The 25,836-nt window shown below is 61.8% G+C and carries 22 protein-coding genes; 11 read left to right on the top strand and 11 right to left on the bottom strand.

Annotated features, from left to right (window positions below; genetic code table 11):
* Positions 1–4 precede the first annotated feature (4 nt).
* Positions 5–217, bottom strand: coding sequence for a hypothetical protein (locus tag HNP71_RS13355; RefSeq protein ID WP_183267447.1), 213 nt, complete (start codon positions 215–217; stop codon positions 5–7).
* Between the two features lie 160 nt (positions 218–377).
* On the opposite strand from HNP71_RS13355, the gene HNP71_RS13350 reads away from it, so the two are divergent.
* On the top strand, positions 378–989 hold the full coding sequence (locus HNP71_RS13350) for a TetR/AcrR family transcriptional regulator (RefSeq protein ID WP_183267446.1): 612 nt from the start codon (positions 378–380) through the stop codon (positions 987–989).
* A 16-nt stretch (positions 990–1,005) separates the two neighbouring features.
* On the top strand, positions 1,006–1,788 hold the full coding sequence (locus HNP71_RS13345) for a haloacid dehalogenase type II (RefSeq protein ID WP_183267445.1): 783 nt from the start codon (positions 1,006–1,008) through the stop codon (positions 1,786–1,788).
* Here the strand turns inward: HNP71_RS13345 and HNP71_RS13340 are convergent.
* The 6 genes from HNP71_RS13340 to HNP71_RS13315 form a co-directional block, all read right to left on the bottom strand.
* Positions 1,691–2,938: a TolC family protein gene (locus HNP71_RS13340; RefSeq protein WP_246344226.1), complete on the bottom strand. Its 1,248-nt coding sequence runs from the start codon at positions 2,936–2,938 to the stop codon at positions 1,691–1,693. The genes HNP71_RS13345 and HNP71_RS13340 overlap by 98 nt on opposite strands.
* A 5-nt stretch (positions 2,939–2,943) precedes the next feature.
* Entirely contained in the window at positions 2,944–5,976 is a 3,033-nt protein-coding gene (locus HNP71_RS13335) for an efflux RND transporter permease subunit (protein WP_183267443.1), read from the bottom strand.
* A gap of 3 nt (positions 5,977–5,979) precedes the next feature.
* Entirely contained in the window at positions 5,980–6,933 is a 954-nt protein-coding gene (locus HNP71_RS13330; protein WP_183267442.1) for an HlyD family efflux transporter periplasmic adaptor subunit, read from the bottom strand.
* A gap of 84 nt (positions 6,934–7,017) precedes the next feature.
* Positions 7,018–8,424, bottom strand: a complete 1,407-nt coding sequence (locus HNP71_RS13325) for a heavy metal sensor histidine kinase (protein ID WP_183267441.1) — start codon at positions 8,422–8,424, stop codon at positions 7,018–7,020.
* A complete protein-coding gene (locus HNP71_RS13320; protein WP_183267440.1) occupies positions 8,421–9,092 on the bottom strand; it encodes a heavy metal response regulator transcription factor in 672 nt (223 codons plus the stop codon). Before HNP71_RS13320 ends, HNP71_RS13325 begins: the two co-directional genes overlap by 4 nt.
* An 89-nt stretch (positions 9,093–9,181) precedes the next feature.
* Positions 9,182–9,778: a cation transporter gene (locus tag HNP71_RS13315; RefSeq protein WP_221246908.1), complete on the bottom strand. Its 597-nt coding sequence runs from the start codon at positions 9,776–9,778 to the stop codon at positions 9,182–9,184.
* A 128-nt stretch (positions 9,779–9,906) separates the two neighbouring features.
* Between HNP71_RS13315 and HNP71_RS13310 the strand changes: the two genes are divergently transcribed.
* The gene (locus HNP71_RS13310) at positions 9,907–10,185 is read left to right on the top strand and encodes a metal/formaldehyde-sensitive transcriptional repressor (RefSeq protein ID WP_183267439.1); all 279 of its coding nucleotides are present in this window, start codon (positions 9,907–9,909) and stop codon (positions 10,183–10,185) included.
* A 7-nt stretch (positions 10,186–10,192) separates the two neighbouring features.
* On the top strand, positions 10,193–11,434 hold the full coding sequence (gene dmeF, locus HNP71_RS13305) for a CDF family Co(II)/Ni(II) efflux transporter DmeF (protein WP_183267438.1): 1,242 nt from the start codon (positions 10,193–10,195) through the stop codon (positions 11,432–11,434).
* 371 nt (positions 11,435–11,805) lie between these two features.
* Here the strand turns inward: dmeF and HNP71_RS13300 are convergent, their stop codons facing one another.
* From HNP71_RS13300 to capB, 3 genes are all read right to left on the bottom strand, one after another.
* Entirely contained in the window at positions 11,806–13,167 is a 1,362-nt protein-coding gene (locus tag HNP71_RS13300) for a purine-cytosine permease family protein (RefSeq protein WP_183267437.1), read from the bottom strand.
* A 64-nt stretch (positions 13,168–13,231) separates the two neighbouring features.
* Positions 13,232–15,346 carry a caprolactamase subunit alpha gene (gene capA / locus HNP71_RS13295; protein WP_183267436.1) on the bottom strand — a complete coding sequence of 705 codons (2,115 nt, stop codon included), beginning with the start codon at positions 15,344–15,346 and terminating at the stop codon, positions 13,232–13,234.
* Between the two features lie 29 nt (positions 15,347–15,375).
* Positions 15,376–17,127: a caprolactamase subunit beta gene (capB, locus tag HNP71_RS13290; RefSeq protein ID WP_183267435.1), complete on the bottom strand. Its 1,752-nt coding sequence runs from the start codon at positions 17,125–17,127 to the stop codon at positions 15,376–15,378.
* Between the two features lie 211 nt (positions 17,128–17,338).
* On the opposite strand from capB, the gene HNP71_RS13285 reads away from it, so the two are divergent.
* Positions 17,339–18,298: an AraC-like ligand-binding domain-containing protein gene (locus tag HNP71_RS13285; RefSeq protein WP_183267434.1), complete on the top strand. Its 960-nt coding sequence runs from the start codon at positions 17,339–17,341 to the stop codon at positions 18,296–18,298.
* Positions 18,299–19,084: 786 nt separating this feature from the next.
* Here the strand turns inward: HNP71_RS13285 and HNP71_RS13280 are convergent.
* A complete protein-coding gene (locus tag HNP71_RS13280; RefSeq protein ID WP_183267433.1) occupies positions 19,085–19,993 on the bottom strand; it encodes a LysR substrate-binding domain-containing protein in 909 nt (302 codons plus the stop codon).
* 144 nt (positions 19,994–20,137) lie between these two features.
* Here HNP71_RS13280 and gtdA point away from each other — a divergent pair, with 144 nt between their 5' ends.
* The 6 genes from gtdA to HNP71_RS13250 all read left to right on the top strand — a co-directional run bounded on the left by gtdA (position 20,138) and on the right by HNP71_RS13250 (position 25,765).
* Complete coding sequence (gene gtdA, locus HNP71_RS13275; protein WP_183267432.1) at positions 20,138–21,184, top strand: gentisate 1,2-dioxygenase; 1,047 nt, start codon at positions 20,138–20,140, stop codon at positions 21,182–21,184.
* 49 nt (positions 21,185–21,233) lie between these two features.
* A complete protein-coding gene (locus HNP71_RS13270) occupies positions 21,234–21,932 on the top strand; it encodes a fumarylacetoacetate hydrolase family protein (RefSeq protein ID WP_183267431.1) in 699 nt (232 codons plus the stop codon).
* 26 nt (positions 21,933–21,958) lie between these two features.
* A complete protein-coding gene (gene maiA / locus HNP71_RS13265) occupies positions 21,959–22,648 on the top strand; it encodes a maleylacetoacetate isomerase (RefSeq protein WP_183267430.1) in 690 nt (229 codons plus the stop codon).
* Positions 22,645–23,865 (top strand): 3-hydroxybenzoate 6-monooxygenase, encoded by a 1,221-nt coding sequence (locus HNP71_RS13260; RefSeq protein ID WP_183267429.1) that lies wholly within the window; start codon positions 22,645–22,647, stop codon positions 23,863–23,865. Before maiA ends, HNP71_RS13260 begins: the two co-directional genes overlap by 4 nt.
* Before the next feature lie 143 nt (positions 23,866–24,008).
* The gene (locus HNP71_RS13255; protein WP_183267428.1) at positions 24,009–25,325 is read left to right on the top strand and encodes an MFS transporter; all 1,317 of its coding nucleotides are present in this window, start codon (positions 24,009–24,011) and stop codon (positions 25,323–25,325) included.
* Positions 25,326–25,438: 113 nt separating this feature from the next.
* Positions 25,439–25,765, top strand: a complete 327-nt coding sequence (locus HNP71_RS13250; protein ID WP_183267427.1) for a hypothetical protein — start codon at positions 25,439–25,441, stop codon at positions 25,763–25,765.
* Positions 25,766–25,836 lie beyond the last annotated feature (71 nt).

The following is a 25,836-nucleotide window of genomic DNA, read 5'->3' as shown; positions in this document are numbered from 1 at the left end:
GGATTTACATCCGCAGCGCGGGACCCAGGCGAAATTTGCGCAGAGCCAACCGGATGTCGGCCGCCTCTATGCCCGGAATGTCACTGCCGACCAGCACCACACGACGGCGCTGAAGATAGTTAAATCCACGTTGCCCAAATCCCCCTCCCCTGGCCGACGCGCCGACAAACTCATTTTTGGTATCCAGCAGGACGTCGTCGGGACGCGGCATATCCATGAGCGGCTCCAGATTCAGGCAGTGAAAAAGCCATAACGACCTGTTCGGCGGCCATTGATGAAAGGTTACAGCCAGGCTGAAACATGTTCTTCACTAGCCGCCCTCTCTTGTTTTTAAAACGATCGATCTATTATTAAAAGCGTCTGCTTTTGGAGCCATCATGCCCCGCCCCCGTACCCTCGATGATGACGCCCTGCTCGACCGTGCCCGCGACCTGTTCTGGCGTAAGGGCTATACGGCCACCTCCCTGCGCGATCTGACGTCGGCCACCGGCCTCAGCGGGGCGGCGCTGTATAACAGGTTTGGCGACAAGGCCGGACTGTTCCGGGAAGTGCTCCGCCGCTATGCCGATACCGGGCTGAGTGCGGAACGCCTGCCGCGCCTTTCCGCCTTGGCGGACCCCTGCGCCGCCATCACGGGCTTCTTTACCGAGCTTTTGGTGCTTTCGCTGGCGCCAGACCTGCCCTCGGGTTGCCTGCTCATCAACACCGCCCTGGATGGCGGCGCTGATGAGCCGGAAACTCGCACCCTGGTACGCGACCGCCTGAGCGAGGTGGAGGCATTTCTGCGCGACCAGACCGGGCGGGCGATGCAAGCTAGGCTGCTGCCCGGAGATGCCGATCCCGCCCTTACCGCAGAAGCACTCTTTGGTGCCGTGCTGGCGTTGCGCGTTCTTGCCCGGCTGGACCCGAACCCGGCACGGCTGCGCCGGATGGTTGAGGCTGCCCTTACCCCGCTCGGCCTCTCCTTGCCGACAATACCGCAATATTGAACGGAGATACGCTCACATGCCGCCCCTCGTGCAACCCGTGCAAGCCTGTGTGTTCGATGCCTATGGTACGCTGTTCGATTTCAGCTCCGCCGCCGCACGCTTTCCGGATATCCCAGATGACGCTCGCGCCGCGCTGACCACCCTGTGGCGTGACAAGCAACTGCAATATACTTGGCTGCGCGCCCTGCAGGGGGCCTATGCGGATTTCCGGCAGGTAACGGCGGAGGCGCTGGAATTCGCACTGGACAGCCTCGGCCTAATGTCGCCAGCCCGCCATGCGGCTCTAATGGCGCTGTATGAGGTGCTCTGCGCGTTCCCCGAAGTGCCGGATGTGCTAAAAACCCTGCGTAAAGCGGGGTTTAAAACCGCTATCCTTTCCAATGGCACACCCGAGATGCTGGCCAACGCCATCGAGAGCGCTGGTCTTTCCGGCCTGTTCGATGAGGTGCTCTCCGTGCACCCCTTACGCACCTACAAGACCGACCGGCGGGTATACCAATACGCACTGGACAGGCTGGGGGTTCCCGCATCCGCCATCAGCTTTCAATCCTCCAATGGCTGGGACGCCTTCGCCGCCGCCGATTTCGGCATGCGTGTGGTCTGGTGCAACCGCTATGGCCAAAGGCGAGAACGCCTGCCGGGAAAACCCGCTTATGAAATTACCACGCTCGCCGACCTGCCCGCCTGCCTGGGGCTCGCGGCTAATCCAACCCCAGCAACACAGCCAAGGAGAGGTTCGCCGTTTGCAGTTGCGTGTGCAGTTGAATCACCTCACGCTCACGGTCTCCAGCAGCAGTGATGAGGTCGGTTTCCATCCTGGCATCCAGCCCACCTGCGGCAAAGGTATGGCGGGCATCCTCGGCGATAGAGGCAGCCTGCGCGGCGGCCTGATCAGCTTGTGTTGCTTGGCGTTGCAGTAATGAGATGCTTTGCTCCAGCGCTTCGGCGCCGTTCCGGGCATCAGCCAAGCTGGCCGCATATTGTGCGCGCAGGGCGGCGCGCGTGGCCTCGGCGGTTTGAATTGCTGGACGGTTGCGATTGAACAAGGGCAAGGACAGCGCAACCTGCGGCCCGGCGCTGACCACGCCTGATGTATCACGCCCGCCTTGCGCGCCGAGGCTGATGGGCAGGAACTGGCTGCGGATTACGGCTCGGAGTTTTTCATCGGCTTCGGTATAGCCATAACGCAGGGCCAGAAGGTCCGGCCGGCGCCGCGGCAAGGTGGCGAGGGCTTGTTGCTGACGCTCTGGTGGAATTTGCGCCACATCAGGCGGGGTTAGAGCAACCGGGGTGCCGGACGGTAGCGCCAATAGCGCGTCGAGTTGCGCTTCATCCCGCGCCTGGGACCGCTCCTCGCTATTCAAGGCGATGCGGAGCACCGCCAGCGCAGTTTGCGTGGCTGACACATCCTGTTGGGTGAGATTACCCGCCGCCGTCTGTACCTGCACATCCTGCTCCAGCGCCGTCAGCGCCTGATCATCGCTATGCAGGCTCGCCAAGTCGGCGGCCTCACCGGTCAACGTCACCCCAAGTTGCGCCGCCCGCGCGGCCACCTGCCATTCCTGCCAGAGGATGTTTGCATTCACCTGCAACAAATGCGCCTTAGCGGCATTTACATCGGCTGAACGGGTAACAAGGAGCGAGACATCTTCACCCAAGCTGCCCGCGATGGCGGACATGGAGGCCGGGCCGCCCAGCAGCGCCTCGAACCCTATGGAGAGCGATGGGTCAGGCGGTGTTCCGGCGGCCAGCAGCTCCGCCTGGGCGATGCCAGCCTGCGCCCGCGCGGCCACCAAGTCAGGATCCCGTTTCATCGCCAGGGCGACAAGCTGTGCCAGCGTCAAAGGTTGCGCGGTTGGTAGTGGTACGGCAACCTGTGCTGTGTCCAGCAAAGGGGCGGGATGATAAGCAGCGCAGCTTGAAAGCCCGGCAAGAGCCAGCAGAACCATGCGCTTCACGGCTGTGTCTCCGGCTTCCGTCCGCCACGCCCGGCCAGATAGAGAGCAGGCAGCAAGTTGGTGCAGAGCAGCGCACTCCAAAGAATGCCCCCGCCGATGACCACCGCCAGCCCCCGTTCCGGCGCGGCGCCGGTACCAAAGCCGAGGGCTGTGGGCAGCATACCAAGAATCGCCACGGCGGTGGTGAGAAAGATGGGGCGGAAGCGCACGTTCAGCGCCTCATCCATGGCAGCTTCCGGGCTCATACCCGCCGCCTCGTTACGCTGGGCTCGGTCCAGCAGCACCACGCCGTGATTCAAACTCACCCCGGCCAAGGCCAGGAAGCCGATTAACCCGATCCCGTTCAGCCCCAGCCCGCTGGCCGCCAGGGCTAATCCGCCGCCGGTCATCGCCAGCGGAATCTGCGCCAACAGCAAGAGCGGCACGCGCCGGCCGGAGAAGCGCAGGAACAGCACCCAAACCAAAGCCGTAACGGCGGCGATGGCGGCCACGCCCAGCCCCAATGCGGCACGCTCCAGCATCGGGTACAACCCACCGAAAACGATCCGCTCGCCCAGTGGCAGCTTCAGCCCAACCAACGCGCGCTTCGCCTGGACGATGGCGATATCGGGCGCGGTGGTGGGGGTGGCGAGAATTTCCAGCGCTCGGGCACCATCAATGCGCATGAACTGGTTGGGGCTGGTGGTGAACGAGATATCCGCCAACGAGCCCAAAGGCGTGGCACTGTCCGGCCCCACCGGCAGTGCGTCGAGCCCTTCCTGAGAGAGCAAGCGCGGGTCCGGCAGGCGCAGATAAAGCGGTAGCGGCGCAGCGCCATCCGGCAGTTCAGCCACCACCTGCCCGGCCATAAGGGTGGAAACCTCACCGCTCAATTCCGCTGGCGTCATTCCCGCCGCCGCCAGCGCGGCCGCATGCGGGGTGATGCGGATTTGGGTCTCCGGATAACCCTGATCATTGAACAGATCACTCAACCCCGGCACGCGGCCGAGGCGATGGGCGATTTCCTGGGCGGTGGCGGACATCTGGCCAAGATCATCGCCGTACAAATCCAGCGCGAAGGGCTGCGGCAGGCCGTTCAGGCTTTCGCCCAACCGTTCGATGGTCGGCGTGTCGATGCCTGTTTGTAGCGAGGGGAATTGCGTTTCCGCCTGCACGCGGTTGGCAATAGCATCCAGGCTGGCGCCGCCCGCGCCGGGTTTCAGGCGGATGGTGATCTCTCCGGCATAAGCAGGCTCGGTATAGGTGGAATCAGCAGCCGAGCCGATGCGCGCCAGCACGTGCTCAACCGCTGGGTCTTTTGCCAGCCGGGCGAAGAGGCGGCGCATCAGCGCATCCGTATCAGCGAGCGACGTGCCTGGCGCCAGGGTGAAGGATTCGAGCAGCACGCCCTCATTCGGCAAAGGCAGCACATTCACCGAAACCAGGCTCATCGCCCCAGAGCTCGCCAGCAGCAGCACCACGCAGACCAGCACGGCGCGCTTCGGGTAGGCCAGGGCGAGGCGGAACAATCGGCGGTTCCAGCCCATCAGCCGGATGAGCAACGCATTGGCCGTGCGCGGCGGGCGCACGGCATGGCGCGGCAACAGCCCCAGCGGAATCAGCGTGAGAGAAACCAGCAGCGAGGCGCCGAGTGAGAAGATCATGCCCAACGCGAAGGGCACGCAGAATAGCCCGGCCAGCCCGCCGGTGAATAGCAGCGGCACGAAAACCAGCATGGTGGTGAGCGTGCCGATGATATCCGGCGCCATGATTTCCCGCACACCTCGCCAGATGCCTGGCCAGGTGTCATCGCCCGCTTCCCAGCGATGAAAAATGCTTTCCAGCACGATGATGGAATCATCCGCCACCAGCCCAAGCGCTACGATGATGGCGCCGAAGGTGAGCAGGTTGAGGCTTTGCCCGGTGGCGTACAGCCCGGCAATACCCAGCAACAGCGAGGCCGGAAGAGACAAGGCCAGCAGCCAGGCGCCGCTGCCGCCCCCCAACACGGCGAGCAGTCCAGCAATGGCCAACACGCCGCCGATGAGCAGATTGCGGCGCAGATCGTCGCTCGTTGCCCCCACAAGATGGCCCTGATCGTAGATCCGCACCACGGAAACGCCTTGCGGCAACGGCACGCTTTTGATGGCCTGTGCCAGCGCCCGCGTCACGGGCAAAGTGGAAGCACCCTGCTGTTTGAAAACAACCAATGCGATAGCGGGCTCGCCATCCAGCAATTCGCGTTGATGCACCGGCTCCGTGCTGTGCACAACGCGCGCCAGCGCCCCCAGCGGAATCGGCCCATGGGGGCTCATCACCGGTACTTGTGCCAGCGCGGCTGCACTTGGCGCGTTGCCGAAGGTGATAAGAGAATCCGTATGGCCAAGGCTGAGGAAACCTCCCGGCACCAGCATGGCCTGTCCGGCCAGCGCTTGTTGCAAAGCCCGCACGGAAACACCGGCCTGCTCCATGGCGGCAAGGTTAGGCTGCACCCAGAGCGCCTCATCCCCCAACCCTGCGGAGGTAACAAGCTGCACCCCGGGCACCGCGCGCAAGGCCGGCACCAGCCGCATCGCCACCGCTCGCGCCACCTCCGCTTGTGAGGCGCCGGGAGCAATGCGCACTGCGTAATCCGCCACTTCGTTGATGGCATTGCCCATAATCTGCGTGAAAGGCTGCGCGCCCGGCGGCAGGCTGGTCTGGGCGCGTTCGATAGCACCGTTCACCGCCTGCAAATCCGCCTGGGCGCTGGTAGTGGCGGCAAAGCGCATATCGGTCTCCACCAGCCCGTCGCTGATGGTACTGCGGACATTGGACACTCCCGGCAGGCCGAGCAGCACACCCTCCAGCGGGGTGGCCACCATCGCCTCCATATCCGTGGCGGTAGTGCCGGGCAGATGCACCGAGACACTCACCTCGGGATAGTTGAAAGCGGGCAGAACCTCCTCGGGGATATTGAACAGCGCGAACAGTCCGTAACCGAGTAACGCCGCATAGATCATCAGCCACAAGGCCGGGCGACCGAGCAGGCGGAGCAAAGCGGCTGTCATAGCTTAATCCGGCGGCTGATATTGGGAAGCGATGCCGCGATGGTAGAGCAGCGCAGCATCCTGGACGATGACCTGATCCCCGGCAACAAGGCCCGAAAGGATTGGCGTTTGCGCGCCCTGCGCCGCGCCCGGCACCACCTGCACGGCGTGGTCGCCTTGCGCGTCATGCAGCATCACCCACCAGCGTCCATCATCCAGTACCAAAGCCGAGCTGGGCACCAGCAGCACTGGGCGACGTGGCAAGAAGAGACTAAGAGTGCCCGCTTCGCCGGGCTGCAGCGCCTGGCCTGAAAATGCCAGAACCACCCCGCCATCGGCCTGTGTGCCCTGCATGCCGAGCAGCGTAACGGGCACAACGGGCGCGCCATCGGCGGGGATGAACCGCGCCGCCGTGCCGGGGAAAAGTGTGGCTGCCCGCGGGCCGTAGAGCACCGCCTTCACCCAGGCGCCGGCGGCCGGTTGCACCACCGCCACGGCCTGCCCCGGCTGCAAGGCTGCCCCCGGCCCAGCAGCCAAGCTTTGCACTTGCCCGGCCACCGGGCTTTGCAGGCTAGCGGCGGCGCGTAACGCCGCAAGCTGGGCTCGGGCCGAAGCCGCCGCCGCCTGGGCCTGCGCCACCGCCGCATTGGTGGAGAGATGATCCGCGAGCTTGCCCCGCTCCGCCGCCAAGGAGGCGTTGGCGGCGTTGCTTGCCCCTTGTGCCGCGGCCAGTGCCGCCGCGATCTGCTGACCTTCAAGGCGTCCTATAATCTGACCCGGCTGCACACTTTCGCCCGGCACCACGGAGAGATTGGTGAGCACACCGGATTGCAGGGCGGTGATTGCGATGGGTACACTTGGCTGCACAGAGGCAAAGCCGGAGAGGATGGGCGCTTGCTGGGTAACCCCCACCGTCACCCAGCTGGCCGGAGCCTGCGCGGTGAGGGCCAAACCAGTCAGAATGAGCCAGAGCGGCACGAATGTTGATCGTCGAATCATCCGGCCTTGATACGCGCCCCCGCCGGGCAGAACGGCGCTATTTCGATGATAATTTTATCATGTTCAGGCTTCCATCGAAGGAAAGTGCAGCGTTACCTGCGTGCCCTGGCCCGGCGCGCTTTCAATCTCCGCCCACCCGCCATGCAGTTCCATGATCGAGCGCACGATAGATAGCCCCAGCCCCGAACCCTGCGTCGCCTGGTGGCCGCGCGCCGGGTCGGTCTGGTAGAAACGCTCGAACAGCCGGGGCAAATGCTCGGGCACAACGCCAGGCCCCTGGTCGGAAACAGTGATCTTCACACCCCTGGCGGGGCCACCGGAGACGGTCAGCAGAATCTCCGAGCCCGGCGGCGCATAGCGCACGGCGTTGGCCAGCACATTGCCCACCGCCTGCCGCAGGAGCAGCGTATCCGCGTACAGCGTGGCGGCTCCCTCGATGCGGAGATGCAGTTCCTTGGGCCGGGATTGAGCCTGATATTGCGCCACCACCCAGGCACAAACCTCGGCAGCCTCGCAACGCTCATGGCGCAGTGCGTGGCTGGGATTCTCCACCCGTGCCAAGAACAGCAGATTCTCAATCAGCGCGGTGAGGCGCTGGCCATCCTCCAGTGCGGAGGCGATGGCGGCCCGATATTCCGCCTCGTCGCGCGGGCGGATGAGGCAAACTTCCAGGCTGCCATTGAGGATGGAAAGTGGGGTGCGCAGCTCGTGCGCGATATCCGCCGAGAAGCGGGACAAACGCTCGAAGCTGGACTCGAGATTGTCCAGCATCTGGTTGAAAACCTTAACCAGCCCAGTCAGCTCCCACGGCCAAGGTGGATCGAGCGGGATGCGCCGGGAAAGCTGCGCGGGGGTGATGCTTTGCGCCACCTTGGCGATTCGTGTCACTGGCTCCAGCGCATGTGCGGCGGCCAGCCGCCCTGCACCCAGCAAAAGCGGTACCATCAGCAGGAAGAACACGGCCAAAGCGCGGTGAAAATCCGTCAGCAGCGCTTCATCCCGCGTGATGTCCAGCCCGATTTGCAATACCACGTCTTGCGGTCCTTGCAGAGGCAGGCAGGTAAGCAACCAAGAGCTGCTCCCGGTCTGATAAGGTGTGAGCGTCAAGCTTTGCACATCGCGCGTTGCGGGAAACAAGCGCGCGGGCAGCATGGTGGCCATGCCTGGCGTTTCGCCCGCCAGCTTTCCCGCCACGAGCACCCTGGCTTCATAGGCACGCAGCCGGGCGCCATCGGTCTCTTTCAAAATCTCACTGATGAGCATGTTCGGCGCGCCAGCGCCTTCATTCAGATCATCCTGAAACTCCGCCGCCTTGGCCTGGAGAAAGTCCCGATGCGCGATGGCAAAATTGGCATCAAGCTTCCAGTTGGCCAGCAGCGCGAACAGCCCCACCGCCAGCAGCGCCCCCAGCGTGTAGAGCAAGGCGAGGCGGCCACTGATGGAGGCGGTGCGGAGGGTTGGAAGCCTCATCTATCCAGCACATAGCCCGTGCCGCGGATCGTATGCAGCAAGACCATTTCAAAGGGCGTGTCCAGCTTGGCGCGCAAGCGGCGCACCAGCGCGTCTACCGCGTTGGCTTGCTGGTCATGGAACAGGCCCCAGACCGCCTCGGCGATGAGAGTGCGCGATAGCACCCTCCCCTGGTTGCGCGCCAGCAACAGCAGCAACGCATATTCCTTGGAGGTAAGCTGCAGAACCAGCCCCGCGCGGGTGACGCGGTGGCGCAGGGTGTCGATCTCCAGATCCCCCACGGTCATCAGGCTGGAGCCGGGTCCCGCCTTGGGCAGCCTCGCCAGATTACGCAGCCGGGCCAGAAGCTCCGCGAAAGCGAAGGGTTTGATGAGATAGTCATTGGCGCCGAGGTCGAGACCGCGCACCCGATCCTCTACATGGTCGCGTGCGGTCAGGAACAGCACCGGCGTGGCCCGCCCGGCTGCGCGCAAGCGTTTGAGTACCTCCCAACCGTCCAACCCGGGCATCATCACATCCAGGATGATCGCGTCGAATTCACCCGCCAGCGCCAGGGCCAGCGCGTCAACGCCATTGCCCACCGCGTCCACGGCATGGCCATCCTCGCGCAACCCCTTGGCGAGGTAGTCGATCGTCTTCTGTTCGTCCTCGGCCAGTAGAAGTTGCATTGCCCGGCTTTCGAAAGCCCACCACTTAACCGTACATCCAGTAGAGGGCGAATAAAATGCCACGGTTTATGATCAGCAGTACCCTCAAGCTACGCCGCGGCGCCGTGCTCCTCGCGGGCGGCGGACCATACCTCGCGAGCCGCGTCCGCGTTCACGACGGCGATGCCGAGGCCGACCAGCAGGTCTGGCCAGGCCGAGCGCCAGAGATAGGCCGTGACCACGCCGGCTAGGATGATGGCGATGTTGGCCAGCACATCATTACGCGCCGAGAGGTAGGCGGCTTTGGCGAGGCTGCCGCCATGCGCGCGGTGGCGCGCCAGCATGAACGCGCAAGCGGCGTTGACGAGCATCGCGCCGAAGGCCGTGATCGAAAGCAGCATGGGCGAAGGTGGCTCCGGGTATAGGAATTTCTGCCATGCCATCCAGAGTGTGGCGAGACCGGGCAGAAGCAGGATGCCGGCCAGGGCCATGCCAAGCCGCGCCCGCTTCTTCAGGCTCCAGCCGAGGGCCAGCATGATGAGGAGGTTGACCGAGGCGTCCTCCAGGAAGTCGATGCTGTCGGCGAAGAGCGAGACCGAGCCGATGACCAGCGCCACAGCAAACTCGATGCCAAAATAGGCGAGGTTGAACGTACCTGCCCAGAATACGGCCCGCCGGAAGCTGGGGTTTGTGATGGCCTCGCTCAAATGTCATCCTCCTGTATGTTGCGGACACGCATCGCGACGATGCGCCTACCGGAAACCGGCCCGGCCGCCTTCTCCAAAGTCTGTTTTCATCTCTTCCATGGCATAGGGGGGTAGGCTATACAACCCAGATGAGCCATACTGTCCGTGACAAACAGCGCCTGCTGGCGCGCGTGCGCCGCATCCGCGGCCAGGTTGAAGCCATCGAGCGTGCGCTGGAGAGCGAGGCCAGTTGCGAGAAGGTGATGCACCTGCTCGCGGGTATGCGCGGCGCCACGGCCGGGCTGATGGCGCAAATCGTCGAGGACCACGTCCTCACCCATCTCGTGGATGCCGACAAACACCCCGGCGCCCTGAACGAGGACGCCGCCGAGCAATTGCTCGAAGTCGTCCGCACCTACCTGAAGTGAGACCCTGATGCAGACCCAGATGAGCCACGAGGCCAGCCACAGCCATATCTTTCTAGGCGCCGATCACGAACGCAGCGAGCGGCGCACCTGGTGGGTGATCTGGCTCTGCGGCGCGATGATGGTGGCGGAGATCGTGGGCGGCTGGCTGTTCGGCTCCATCGCCCTTGTCGCCGATGGGCTGCACATGAGCACCCATGCTGGCGCCATGCTGCTGGCCGCTCTCGCCTATCGCTACGCCCGCCTGCACGCGAACGATCCGCGCTTCTCCTTCGGCACCGGCAAGCTGGGCGACCTCGCGGGCTTCTCCAGCGCCATCATCCTGGCCATGATCGCGCTGCTGATCGGCTTTGAAGCCGTGAGCCGCTTCCTCTCGCCTGTGCCAATCCATTTTGCCGAGGCCATCCCCATTGCCTGCCTCGGGCTTGTCGTGAACATCGTCAGCGCCCTGCTGCTTGCCGGCGGGCACGACCACGGGCACAGCCATGGCCACGGGCATGCACATCATGACCATGATGATGAGCGCATCATCCCCACTTCGTTCGGCGAGGTTCGGTTGGAGGTTTTCGAGGATGGCGTGCCGCCGCGCTTCCGCCTGCGCGCCGCTCCTGGGTTCGATATTCCCGCCGACGCCGCCATGATCGAGACCATGCGTCCCGATGGCGTGCGCCAGAGCTTCGGCTTCGTGGCACGCGATGGCTATCTTGAATCCGTCGATGAAATTCCCGAGCCGCACGAATTCGCAGCTGACGTCAAACTCTTCGATCAGTCCTACAACGTCACGTTCGAGGAACATGAGCACGCCAGCGGTGCTGCCGGGCGGGACAACAACATGCGCGCCGCCGTGGTGCATGTTGCCGCCGATGCGGCCGTTTCCGTGCTGGTCATCGTGGGTCTGCTACTGGCCCGCACCTTCGGCTGGTTGTGGATGGACCCGCTGGTCGGCATTGTCGGCGCGGTTGTCATCGCGAGCTGGGCCTTGGGGCTGATCCGCGACACGGGGGGTATTCTGCTGGACATGACGCCGGACAGGGGCATGGAACAGAAGCTGCGCGACGCGATCGAGCGCGACGGCGACGAGCTGGCCGATCTGCATCTCTGGCGGCTCGGCCCTGGCCATCTGGGCGCGATCCTCTCCGTCACCACCTCAAGTGATCGTACAGCCATCCACTATCGCGAGCGCCTTGGCCGGTTCAAATCCCTGTCTCATCTGACCATCGAGGTTCACGAATCCCGGAGCCAGAACAGCTGAATCATGCGGCCCTGACAGCCGAAAACGCCGCTGTCTCGCAGCGGCGTTTTTCTTGACAGATATCCGCCCTTCCATCAGCTGCATGCAGATATAGGTATGGCTCAAACTGAGGGAGGCTTTATATAGCTGATTTGGTTTAATTTTCTGGTTGCGGGGGCCAGAAACAACCAAGAATCGGTCTAATTGCTCCATGCTGAAGTGCTACGCATTAGCCCATGATGTTTTGTGTTGTAACAGGTCTGTGCACATGTCCAATCGACAGCCGTCTCGGACGCCTTCGACCACCAGCACCACCGTACCAGACAACTCATTAGAAGCACACGCAAGAAAACTAGGTTAGCGCCCGTGAGGAAGCACGGGCGCGGAAATGATCACATGGAAGAGCGACCGGAGCCGGTAGCAGGCAGCACCGACTGCGCCGCAGGTTTCCGGTTGAGCGCGGCATAAACCGCCCCTGCCACGACGAAGGTGGCAGGGGCCGAAAACGAGGCCAGCATGCCAGACATGAAATGCAGCCCCAGCCCGGACGCAGCGCCAATCAGCCAGGCGCCGAGCCCGGCGGGGTTGACCGCTTGCACCTGCGCCAGCCCCCAGGTGGAGAGACCATCTTCGGTGCCGGTTTCCATGAAGATATGCATCAGCGCCACCGCCACCCAGGCGACCACGAAGATACCCTGATAATCGAGCGCCTGCAGAATGTAGGCGAAGACATTGGCGCGCATCAACACATAGGCGATGACGCCGACGACGCAGGCCCACAGCACCTTGGGCAGTTTCAGGCGGAACACCGTGTCGACGAAATTCTCAATATTGACGGCGGCGAGATAGTAATTGGCGGTGTTGATGCGTGTCTGCGTGACCGCGACGAAGCCGAGACCGGCAAAGCCGAGGAGCTTGAGCAGCGCGAATACGACCGAGACCTCGGTGACGCCGCCCTTGGTCGGCAGGCTGGCGGCAAGGAAAATGCCCGCGAGCCCGTTGAGCAGGAAAGCCACCGCGTAAAACGGCATGCCAAAATTAAAGCGGGCGTGATAGCGCGCATCCTCCTCGCGCCCGAACCGGGCATAGTCGTAGGTGTACATCATCAGCACCCACACGCCCATATAGGCGACGAAGCAACTCCACCAGCCGCTGGCCGGAGCGCCACTCGCCGGGGCGAGATTGAGCCAAGCGTTGGAATAGCCGTACTTGGCAATGGCTAGGCCAATCGCGGCGAGCAGACCGGCGAGATAGAATGGCAGCAGCACCGCATTGAATTTATCGAGCCAGTTCTGGATGGAGCCAAAGATCAGCACCACGGAGTAGACGACAACAATCAGCGCCGCGACGGAATAGGCCATGTCCATGTAAGTCTGCAGGGCCAGCGCGATGACCGAGCCCTCGAACACCGCGTAATAAATCGCGGTAGCGAAAAAAATCAGCGTGGCAAGGGCAGCGCCGGTCCGGCCAAGCAACACGCGCGAGAACAGCGCCACGCTCAAGCCCGTGCGAGCCGCATGGCGCGCCAGCACGCCGTTGACGGCGCCGTAGGCGATGACGGACAACACCATGCCGATGATTGCATTGCGCGAGCCATAAGCCAGCGCCAGCGATGCCGCGACCACCAGATAAAACATGGCCGAGCAGACCGACCACCATGCCATGGTCAACGGTAGGCGCGCCATGCGCTGATCTGCGGGGACGGGACGGTTGGAAAACTCAAGCCCGTCGGCAACCTCCAAGGATCCAGCCATTTCTTGTTTTCTCCCTATTTTTCTATGTTTGATGATACGGGAGGGGGCCTCCCGCGCTTATGGGTCATGCGGGAATCAGCGCCTTATTATGCTGCGCTACATGCTGGCCCAGGATGAGGACATAGACGCCGTGACGGTCGAGCTCCGCCACCCAGCCAGGTTCGAGGACAATGGTGGTGGTAACTTCCTGGATCACCGCCGGGCCCATAACGACATCGCCCGCGCCCAAGCGGGCGCCCTCATAGACAAGGGTGTCCTGCGCCACGCCGGAGGCGTCGAAGATCATCTGCCGGGTGCCGAGCAGCGCCGCGTGCGCACCCTGGCCGGGGGCGATGGTCATTCGGGCCGGGCGGTCCATGGCACCGGAGACGGCACTCTCGATATTCACCACCTCGACTGGGCTTTGTGGCTCGGCATAGGTGTAGAGCTCCTTGTGTCGGCCATGGAAGGCGGCCTTCAGGCGCTCCAGCGCAGCTTCATCGATATCGAACGGATCGACATTGACCGTGCATTCATGAACCTGGCCGACATAGCGCATGTCGAGGCTGCGGCGGATGCTGATCCGCTCTGGACCGAACTGATCCGCGGCGAGATCGGCATGGCCTTGGGCTTCGAGCTGCTTGAAAGTGTCGTTCAACCGTTTCGCGGTCGTCGCGCCTTCGAGCCGGGCGGCGATCGGCGCCATGTAGTTGTAGCGCACATCCGAGATAATCTGGCCAAAGGCGCAGAGGCCAGAGGCGAGTTTGGACACCAGAATGCGGTTGATGCCCATCTCACGCGCCAGGGCGGTGATATGCGCGCCGGTGGCGCCGCCCGCGCAGTTAAGCACGAAATCACGCGGGTCGTAGCCGCGCTCCACCGAGACGCGGCGGATCGCGTTCACCATGTTGTTGTTGACGATGGTGAACATGCCATAGGCCGCTTTTTCAACGCTGATGCCCAGCGGTGCGGCAAGATGCGTGGTGATGGCAGCACGGGCTTTTTCGACATCAAGCGGCAGCCGCCCCCCGACCAGGCCCCCCGGGTTGAGGTAGCCGAGCACGAGATTGGCGTCGGTGGTGGTCGGCTTGTCGCCGCCTTTGCCGTAGCAAGCCGGGCCAGGAACGGAGCCCGCCGATTGCGGGCCCATCTGCAGCAGGCCCATGGCGTCGATCCAGCCGATCGAGCCACCGCCCGCGCCAAGCGTCTCCACCTGGATCATTGGCACGCCGATGCGATAGCGCAGGAAGTCGATGTCCTTGGCGATGTTCGCCTCGCCGCCGCAAGTAAGAGTGATGTCGAAGCTGGTGCCGCCCATATCGACGGTGATGATGTCCTTCAGCCCATAGGACTCACCTAGATAGAGCGCCGCCCGCGGCGCTGAGGCAGGGCCGGAATTGATGGCGTAGACGGGTTTTTCCGCCACCACAGCGCTCAGCGCGAGGCCGCCATTGGACTGGAAATAACGCACCGGCTGGCGCGCGCCGAGGTCCTGGAAGTAAGCATCGACGGCAGCGACATAGCGGCCCAGAATCGGGGCGAGATAGGCGTTGACCACGGCCGTCGAGGTCCGAGTATATTCTCGCACCTGCGGGTAGAGCTGGCTACCGATGGTGATCTGCACACCCGGCATGATCTCGCGCACGATGGCGGCGGCGCGCAGCTCATGCGCGGGATGCAGCACCGACCAGACGAAGCTGATCGCCACGGATTTTACGTCATGAGCGAGAAAATGCCTGCAGGCGGCGCGCACATCGTCTTCGTTGAGCGGGGTATGCACGGAGCCGCTGGAGAGCACGCGCTCACGCACGCCGCAACGCAGATAGCGCGGCACCAGCATGGTCGCAGGCGGATAATCGGGATCGTAACGGTAGCCGTCTTCCTTGTGGCCAAGGCGGATCTCGATGCTGTCCTCATGCCCGCTGGTGGCGATCAACCCCGTTTTCGCGCCGGTATGGGTGATCAGCGCGTTAAGCGCTACGGTGGTGCCGTTGATGCAAAGATCGGCGTTGGAGACCAACGTGGTGGGGCTGATGCCAGTTTCCTCCTCGATCAACGCCAGGCCGTTGCGGATGGCCTGGGTCGGATTCTGCGTCGTGGAGAGCGTCTTGAAGATGCGCACGCCGCCATCGCGGTCGGCGAGGATGAAATCGGTGAAGGTGCCGCCGGCGTCGATGCCCAAGCGATATTGATGGTGCATGGTCGAAATCCTTGAATGCTGTGCAGAGGTCAGGCGGTGGCGCGCAGTTTCGCGGTGGCGGCTTCATCGACGCGCAGGCTGGTGCGGTCGGTGATGATGACGCCATAATCAAGCCGAGCGCCGTCGAGGCTAACTAAGCCATTGCGTACATCCTCGACGACCATCGCCACCGGGCGCTCGAACGGATTGCCATAGCCTCCACCGCCAGGGTTACGATTCGCCGCACGCTCACCGGGCAGGATCTTCTCGACGACATTTTTGGTGATGACCTGCGTCTTGCCACCGCGGGCGATCTCCAGCCGGCCGACCTTGGGCGCGACTAGAGTTGAGCTCGCACCGGCCGCACCCATGGCGGGGATGCGCCGCCCCTCGCCGAAGGTGACGAGCGTCATCGGGCCGTCCAGTGGTTCGACCTCCCACACCGTGCCGGAGCCTCCGCGATATTTGCCTGCACCGCCAGAATCCTCCATCAGCGCATAGCGGTGGATGATAATCGGATAGCTGTGCTCCAGGATCTCGATATCGCCAGAGTTGAGCGCGCCGAAGCAACATTCTGGGCCGCAGGCGTGCCAACCGTCCTGGCTGGCCGTGGCGCCTGCGCCGGAGATAATCGAGGCCAGCACCATGGTAACGTATTCCTCGTCATGCCGCTTGTCCCAACCCGCGATGTTGCAGCCATTGGCATGCCCCCAGCTGGCGGACACCTTCGCCGGCGCCGCCTGCTCGAAGGCCTGACGAACGGCGTCTGTCAGCGTTTCCATCGGCGTGGTCGTGGAGTTCATGTGCGGGGCAGGCGAGCGGGCGTTACAGAGCGTGCCGGGCGGCCCCATGTCGGTGCTCACGCAGCGATACAGCCCCTCGTTATAAGGCGGCGGCAATTGCGCAAACATCATCAGCCCAAGATAGACGCCGGAATGGCTGTTGCCCTCGTAGCTGTTGATGAAATAGGGCACTTGCGGCGGCGAGGCGATGGCGATGTGGCAGTTATCGCCCCTGATCGTCACCGTAGCGCTGATCTCCATATCCCCGAAGCCGTGGCCTGCATCTTCCAGAATTGCGGTGCCGGTGTAGGTGCCATCCGGCACTGCGGCAATCAGCTTGCGCATGTGTGCCTCGGCCATGTCGAGCAACTCGGCGATGCAATCCTGCACCAGCAGCTTGCCGTATTTGTCCATCAGCCCGATCAGCGCGCGTGCGCCAACCTGGCAGGCGCCGATCAGCGCGTTGAAATCGCCCTCCTGATCGCGCCGGGCGCGCATATTGGTGAGCAGAAGATTCATCACATCCCGGCGCGGGAAGCCGCGGTCCCACAGCTTGACGGGCGGGATGCGCAGCCCCTCGGCGTAAATTTCAGTGGCGTTGGGGTTGTAGCCGGCGGGCACCGGGCCGCCAACATCGGTGAGATGGCCCTTGCAAACGGTCCAGAACACCAACTCACCCTGGTAAAACACCGGATAATACATGCAGGTGTCGATGATATGGCTTCCGCCATAGGCCGGGTCGTTATGCAGGATGAGGTCGCCCTCGTGGATATCGCCCCCGAAGAATTTCGCGACGGCTTTCATCGCCGGGATCAGGCTGCCGAGATGAATCGGAATATCCTGCCCCTGTAGAATCATCTCCGGCGTGTGGTTGAACAATGCCGTGGAATAATCATGCGCGAGGTTGAAGACCGAGCTTCTGGCCGTCTGCTCCAGCGTCAGCGTCATCTCGCGCTGCGCGGTTTCCAGCACGCCGCGCACCACCGACAGCGTAATGGGATCGATATTTTGACGTTTCATGGTGTCCCCTATTCTTCTTGGCCAAAGACGCGCCGTTCGGCTTGCGCCTGTTGTAAGCTTAAGGTGCGGCTTGTGGGTGGGGGCGTCTTGTTCCAGAGTGCGCATTTTCTTGTCAGCCAGCGCAGTGAGGTCAGCGGAGAGCAAGATTCCTTTGCGCGGGCGGCGCAAAGCGGTTATGCCTTGGGTTGGCCGGGATATGGGAGGGGAGATCTTGTCTCTGGAATGCTACAGCACCGCTGGCGTCGCGCTGGGTGAACGGGCGGCCTATTGGTCTGCTGTGATCAGTGACACCTACTTTCCACTCCACCTCAGCTACCGCGATGAAACGCGGTTCGACGGCAGGGTAGAGCGGCGGATGCTGGGACCAGTGTCACTCTCGCGCCTGCGCACCGAGGCGGCGCAATATGAGCGCTTCACCGATCAGATCCGCACCGGCGAGGCGGGGCATTACCTCGTCACCATTCCCTGCTCAACCCCTGTGCAGTTCCACCAACTCGGACGCACCGTCACCTGCGGTATGGGCGGGTTTTTGCTGGAGCGCGGAGACGAGCCGTATCGCTTCTCCTACGACGCCCGTAACGATCTGTTCGTGATGAAGGTCTCGCGTGAGGCTCTATCGGCGCGGGTGTATCAGCCCGACCGCTTCTGCGCCTCCGTGTTTGACGGGCGAGACGGGTTGGGCGGGCTATTTGCCGAGACCGTGCGGCGCGCCCACGCCATGGCCGCCGACCTGGTAGCGGGGGATATCTTGGGGCGCCAGCTGATCGAACTACTCGCCTTGTCGCTCGACCGGCAGGCCGATTGCTCGGAAAGCGTACCGTCGGTGACCCGGGCAGCGCATTTGCTGCGGGCGCAGAAGGCGATCCGCCAGCACCTTTCCGACCCGGATTTGTCGCCCGAGACAGTGGCGGCGGCGTGTGGAATCTCCAAGCGCTATCTGCACGAGCTGTTTAACGAGACTGGTACCACGGTGGCGCAATATATCCGCGTCTGCCGGCTGCACGCTGCGCGGGACATGCTGCAAATGCCTGGTCAGCAGCGTTTGTCGACGATCGCCTACCATTTCGGCTTCTGCGATCAAGCACAATTCTCGCGGCAATTCCGCGAACTTTTTGGCCAATCGCCGCGCGCTTATCGAGATGCGCTGCACGGTGGCGGCAAACCGAACTAAGCTCAAGGTGCCATTATTGCTTCATGCCGGTCTGGACCGATCCAATCTCCCCGGCCGTGCCAATTGAACCGACCCAGCAAGGGCAATAGGGACGTTGTGATCAGCCCCTTCACCGCGCTTTTGTAGTTCTAGGTGGAGCGCCCAGCCTGGACGGTGAGGGGAATGTCCGCTCCAAGGACGACGACCGCCCCCGGCGGATAGCCGAGATGGGCGACCCCCTGCCTCTCGGATGTCATTCATGTCTCCACCAACTCCCTCACTAATTCCTCCGCTGTTGATTTCTGAGGAACAATTCATTCGGGACTTTTCCTCCGTCGGGCGTTGACCACTTTCTGGCGCACACGAACGGCCGTTATGCCACTCAGCTCCTCCAAAACTGGCCCGTTCCCTTACGGCCCCAAGGCGGCCGTTGGGCACTTCTCCAAACCAGCAGCGATGCAAAAGCATACGGTATTCAGCTTCGATATCGGTTTGACCAAAAGCCCGTATTTACCTTCGGGACGCAACCAAATCGTTACAGGAACAAGCAAAAAAAGCCATAGGTGGTTTCAATAGCTTTGATTTGTGTGATTGCGATTTGGAGAGGGCGCGTTCGACGAGGAACTAAACCCCAATCCCCTTCTCGTTCTGCTGCGTCGTGGAGGTGGGCCGTAGATGCAAAGGCTAGAAAGCTCCCGAACCTCGTAAACGACCTCAAAATATCCAATAACTGGCACAAGCGCGTTGAAGATTCCGCGTAGACTACCGGCACTTATCCTTTTATTTATCCTGACACTGCAACGGGCCTTAGTTCGCACCAAGACGCAGGCAGTCCAACGCCATTGCCACCGCCTTACGGCTCTCGTTATTGCTGCGCCAATACATTGTGACCGTGGCGGCGCTGCCAAGGGGCATAGGGAGAATATGTAACAGGTTCATCGCCTGGAAACGCGAAGCCGCACGATGCGATGCCGTGCCCAGTAAGTGGGAGTTCTGCAACAAAGTGATATTCAGGATCGACGAGTTGGACTCGACGCTATAGCGTGGCAGGCTGAGCCCGGCCTCGGCGAGTGCGTTATTAAGCGCGCCACGCGTGGGAGTGCCCTCTGGCCAGACGATCCAAGGGTAGGCCAGCATATCTTCCCAGGTGAGCGATTCACGCTGCGTAAGCGGGTGCGCGTGGCCAACAACAAAGTCCACGGGATCTCGGTACAGCGTCTCGGCTTTGAAGTCGTCCGCGGCCTGGGATACGACGGCACGCCCAACAATAATGTCAACTTCTCCATGCTGTAATTGTGGAAGCAGTCGGTTCATTGTGTCCTCATGCACCCGTACCTGGGCACACGGCATCTGTTCCACCAGCTTTGCCACCGCTAGCGGCACAAGATCGGCTGCCGAGACGCCGGAAGTACCGATGGTGACCATGCCGCTCCCGCTTTCCCGCAACGCTCGCATGTCATCGCGCGCACTATCTAGATGGCCGTCGATGCGTTTGGCATGCTCGATCATCGCTTGGCCGTAGATGGTGGGCCGCAGGCCGCGCGCATGGCGCTCGAACAAGGTCAATTGGAGATCATCCTCCAGATCCTTGAGCCATTTCGAAAGCGCCGGCTGGGTCGTGTTCAAAGCCTCGGCGGACTGGCTCAGATTACCTGTCTCGGCGATGGAAAGCAGCATTTGCAGATGCCGCAGTCTAATGCGTTGGGTCCAGTCCATGGTGTTGAGCGCCCTTCGACGATATACGAAAAAAAATATATATAATATGAAAATACAATTTCTATGGAATAGCGTCCAAGATTAAACGTCTTCCACAAATAACACCCGCCACAAGCAGGTAGTCCAGAATCCAGGAGACGCAATATGACAGTGGGCATGCAGAGCGCTGGGCGTGAAGCTTATTATGGCAAGATTACCGAGCGTAATTTGTCGCCCTTATGGGAATCGCTGCACGCGCTGGTACCGAACGCGCCGCGCCCGCAGGCGGTGGCCACGATCTGGAAATATGCCGAGTTGCGTGACCTGATCATGGAATCTGGCCGCATCATCAGCGCCGCCGAAGCCATCCGCCGCGTGCTGGTGCTGGAAAACCCCGGCCTGCCCGGCAAGTCGAGCATCACCTCCAACCTGTACGCCGGCCTGCAGTTGATCCTACCCGGCGAGATCGCTCCCAGCCATCGTCACACACAGTCGGCACTGCGCTTCATCGTCGAAGGCAAAGGCGCATGGACGGCGGTTGACGGCGAGCGAACAACCATGCACCCAGGTGATTTCATCATCACCCCTTCATGGACTTGGCATGACCATGGCAACCCGACGGTTGAAGAGGGCGGCGAGCCGGTGGTGTGGCTCGACGGGCTGGATATTCCGCTGTTGCAGCAACTTGATGCGGGCTTTGCCGAAACCTATTCGGAAGAGACACAGCCGATCAGCCGCTCCGAGGGCGACAGCCTCGCACGTTATGGCTACAACATGCTGCCCGTTCACTATGAGCCAAAGAACGGTAATTCGCCGATCTTCAACTACCCCTACGCCCGCAGCCGTGAGGCGCTGGATATTCTGTCGCGCACCTCAGAACTGGATGCCTGGGACGGTATAAAACTGCGCTACGTGAACCCGGCCAATGGCGGCTATCCGATGCCGACGATGGCGACCTTCATGCAGCTTCTGCCAAAGAGTTTCCGCGGCCGCTCATACCGCACCACCGATGCCACCGTTTTCAACGTGGTCGAGGGCAGCGGCATCGTACACATTGGCGAACAGACCTTCGCTTTCGCGCCGCGCGACATCTTTGTCGTACCGGCATGGCAGACCGCGCGGTTTGAAACGGACACCGACGCTGTACTGTTCAGCTATTCTAACCGCCCGGTTCTAGCCGCGCTGGACCTGCTGCGCGAAGAACGCCTCTGACGGCGGATCGCGCTTCCCTTTCGACATAGAATACAAGGACTTCAATGCCATGACTTACGTTTTTCCGCCCGAGGCGCCGATCGCCCTGCCCGTCGTGGGTTCAGACAACCTTTTCCCTGTCCGCCGCGTGTATTGTGTGGGGCGTAATTATGCCGCGCATGCGCGCGAGATGGGCTTCGACCCGGATCGTGAGCCGCCTTTCTTTTTCTGCAAACCCGACAACGCCGTTGTTCCGGTGGCCCAGGGCACGACGCTTGAACTGGAATATCCCGCCGAGACCAGCAACTACCACTACGAGGCCGAACTGGTTGCGGTGATTGGCAAGGGTGGTTCGAATATTCCCCTGGAGCAGGCGCTCGACCATGTGTGGGGCTATGCCGTGGGGCTGGATATGACCCGCCGCGACCTGCAGATGAAGATGCGTGAAATGGGCCGTCCGTGGGAGATTGGTAAAGCCTTCGACCGCTCCGCACCGATCGGGCCGATCCATCCGTCAAGCGCGGTGGGCCATTTTGAAAAGGGCAGCATCTGGCTGACCGTCAATGGCGAGACCAAGCAGAAGAGCGACATCACTCATTTGATCTGGTCGGTGGCGGAAACCGTCTCCTACCTATCGCGCTTCTTCCGGCTGGAGCCGGGCGACGTGATTTTCACCGGCACGCCAGAGGGCGTCGGTGCCGTCAAGCGGGGCGATCTGATGACCGTGGGCGTGGAACACCTTGGAGAATTGCACGTCAAGATTGTCTGAGCGTACTGCCGGAGAGGAAACAATAAGTGGATTTCTATAGCTTTTTTAATAGCTCCACGTCGTGGCGGGTGCGCATCGCCCTCGCCCTGAAAGGCCTTGATACGGATTTTCATGGTGTGAATATCCGTACCGGCCAGCATCACGATGCCGACTATGTGCGCGAGGTTAACCCCTCGGCCACGGTGCCGGCGATCGTGGACAATGGCTTCCACCTAGGCCAGTCGCTGGCGATCATCGACTGGCTAGATGGCAAACATCCAGAGCCGCGCCTGATTCCCAAGGAGCCGGCGCTGCGCGCACGGGTACTGGAATTCAGTTATCTGATCGCTTGCGACATACATCCGGTCAATAACCTGCGCATCCTGAAATATCTTCAGGATGAAATAAAAGTTTCGCCCAAGCAGAAGGATGAATGGTACGCACACTGGATCGGCGAAGGCATGGCCGCAGTGGAGCGGCTGCTGGCCCAGGCCGCCGAAACCTATGGCGGCCCCTGGTGCTTCGGCACACAGCCGACCCTGGCGGATTGCTGCCTGATCCCACAATTCGGTAACGCGCAGCGCATGGGCTGCGACATGACGCCGCACCAGCGGACACGCGCTGTGGTCGAGCATGCTGCGGGGCATCCGGCTTTCGTGAAAGCGGAGCCAAAAAAACAGCCTGACTATACTCCCCCACCCCCTGCTTCCTCCAACAAGGACAAGATCAAGGCATGAGCAACAACGAACGGATGCGCCGCGTGATTGTTGTCGGCGGTGGAATTGGCGGCCTCGCGGCGGCATTGGCAGTTGCACGGGAGAATATTCAAGTCCTGTTGCTTGAACAAGCCGACCAAATCGGCGAGATCGGCGCTGGCATTCAGCTAGGCGCAAACGCCTTCAACGCGTTGGACTGGCTTGGCGTGGGCGAGCGGGCGCGCAGCAGGGCCGTGTTCACCGATTCACTCACGATGATGGATGCCGTTGACGCGAAAGAGGTTGCACGCGTCGAAACGGGAGACGCATATACGAAGCGCTTCGGAAATCCATACGGCGTGATCCATCGCGCGGACATTCATCTGTCCATCCTCGAAGCGGTGCAGGGCAATCCTCTGATCAAGTTCCGTACCAGCACACATGTGCAGAGGATCGAGCAGGACGCGAACAGTGTTACTGTGATCGACCAACGCGGAGAGCGTTACACGGCCGATGCGCTGATCGGCGCCGACGGCGTGAAGTCCGTTGTTCGCGCCACATTGATCGGCGACGAAGCTAAAGTCACCGGCCACGTGGTGTACCGCGCCGTGGTCGATGTCGAGAACATGCCCAAGGATCTACAGATCAACTCGCCGGTGGTGTGGGCCGGGCCGCACTGCCATCTGGTGCATTACCCGCTGCGCGGCGGCAAACAGTATAACCTGGTTGTGACCTTCCACAGCCGGCAGAAGGAAGAATGGGGCGTTACCGATGGCAGCAAGGAGGAGGTGCTGTCATATTTCGAGAATATTCATCCTCTGCCTCACCAAATGCTGGACCGTCCGAGTTCTTGGCGGCGCTGGGCTACCGCAGATCGCGATCCCGTGGAGCAGTGGAGCTTTGGCCGCACCACGGTTCTTGGCGATGCCGCGCATCCCATGACCCAATATCTGGCACAAGGAGCCTGCCAGGCGCTGGAGGATGCTGTTGTTCTTGGCGAGGCCATCCGTGCCACGGGCGAAGATTTTGTTGCAGCATTCAAGCTATACGAGCAAGTGCGCATCCCCCGGGCCGCACGCGTGCTGTACTCGGCGCGCGAGATGGGCCGCATCTATCACGCCAAGGGGGTAGAGCGTCTTGTGCGTAATTCACTATGGGTGGGGCGCACCCGCGAACAATTCTACGATGCCATGCAATGGCTCTACGGTTGGCGTGCGGAGGACTGCCTTGAAGGGAATCGTTTGACGGCCGCATCGTGAAAACTGCACTTGAATATTCCACTCTGATCATAAGAACGCCGCGCTTACTGTGAGAAGCCGGACATGTGCGCCTGTGTAAGGCACGGAGTGGTAGTACCTAAAGTTATCATCCTATAATTAAAATAATTAAAAATGGGGGAAACATGAGAATCGTCAACGTATCCGAAGTAATCGACCAACACGGCTTGACGACGTTTCAAATCTTAGTTGTAAGCCTTTGTTTTTTGATCGTGGCCATTGAGGGCTTCGATACAGCATCAATCGGCTTCCTGGCGCCAGCCATTCGCCAGGAATGGGGGCTGACGGCACCGGAAATGGCACCGCTGTTTGGCTGTGGATTGTTCGGCCTTATGGCTGGGGCGTTCGTATTCGGGCCGATATCTGACAGATTTGGCCGCAAGATCTCGCTGATCATCTGCGTGCTGTTTTTCGGCGTCGCCAGCCTCGCCGCGGCGCATGCGCAGTCATTGTTGCCGCTCGTGGCTCTCCGCTTCCTGACGGGTGTGGGCATCGGCGGCGCAATGCCGAACGCGATCACGCTGACATCTGAATATTGTTCTGAGAGGCATCGTCTGTTTCTCGTGACAGGGATGTTTTGTGGCTTTACGATCGGCTCGGCGCTTGGCGGCATTGCTTCCGCTCATATGGTTGGTGCCTATGGCTGGCGGTCCGTATTGCTGCTCGGCGGCATCCTACCGATCGTGCTCGTCCCTTTCCTAGTCGGGTTCCTGCCGGAGTCGGTGCGCTACCTAGTGCTGCGGGAGAAAGCCCTCGCGCGTGTTGCCACGATCCTCAAGCACATTTCCTCAACAGATGACTATTCAAACGTGCGCTTTGTCGTGACCGAAGGCAAGTCACATGGATTGCCCGTTGGCCATCTGTTCAAGCCCGAACTCGTTGTCGGCACGTTGCTGCTCTGGTTGGCATTCTTCTGCAGCCTGCTGGTCATCTATCTGTTGTCGAGCTGGCTCCCCACCCTTATCAAGAGTACGGGAACCACGTTAGAAACAGCCTCCATCATTACTGCGATGTTCCAGGTTGGCGGCACGTTGGGCGCTGTCATTCTAGGCTGGCTGATGGATCGTTTCAATCCGCAATATGTGCTGGCGGTTTGCTACGCGACCGCCGCAATCTTCATCGCGGCGATCGGAAGCTTAACCACGTCGACCTTTGCGCTGGCCGCCGTCGTCCTTTTGGCGGGGTTCTGCATCTCCGGCTCCCAGGTGGGCGCCAACGCACTGGCTGCGAGTTTTTATCCAACTGATTGTCGTGCCACCGGTGTAAGTTGGGCGAACGGCGTCGGGCGTATTGGGTCAGTTGTCGGTTCGATGAGCGGGGGCGCGTTGATCGCCATGCAACTCCCCCTGTCGGCTGTATTCGTGGTCGTCGGATTTCCGGCGCTTATCGGCGGTGCTGTCATGCTGATCTTCGGAAAACACCGCGCGCCGCGAGGGCGCTGAACGGGCACTCGGCCCCCCATGAGCGACGGGGGGTGGGCGACTAGGGAATGACCGTGTTTCCGGGGGATGGGACGCACAGCAGCCGAGCAGTTATCGGCCCAATTCAGACGTCAATGCATTTCAAGGCTCGGCAGAAGGTTCTGGTGCAGGCTCTGGCCGACGGCGTCCCGGCGCGCACGGTCAAGGATGAGATGATCACGTTGGAAGCGCGCGAGGACGAGCTCAACGCCCTGCTCACCAGCCGCCCGGCGGCGGAACCGTCCCTGCATCCGAATCTGGCCACTATTTACCGGGACAAGGTCGCCGCCCTGCATGAGGCCCTAGCCGACCCGGCCACCAAGGACGAGGCGTTCAATATCATCCGCACGCTGATCGATGAGGTCAGGCTGGTGCCTGAGAACGGCGAGCTGCGGGTGGTGACGTGCTCCCCTGGAATGTGACCGTTTTTGTGTAGAGTCTGTTCCTGGGGGATAGACCGATGAAGGGCAGCCGATTTTCTGAAGAGCAGATT

The organism is Acidocella aromatica, assembly GCF_014201825.1.
GTDB classification, from domain to species: Bacteria; Pseudomonadota; Alphaproteobacteria; order Acetobacterales; family Acetobacteraceae; genus Acidocella; species Acidocella aromatica.
Note: the sequence above shows the minus strand (reverse complement) of the source record. Positions and strands in the feature narration are given on the sequence as shown.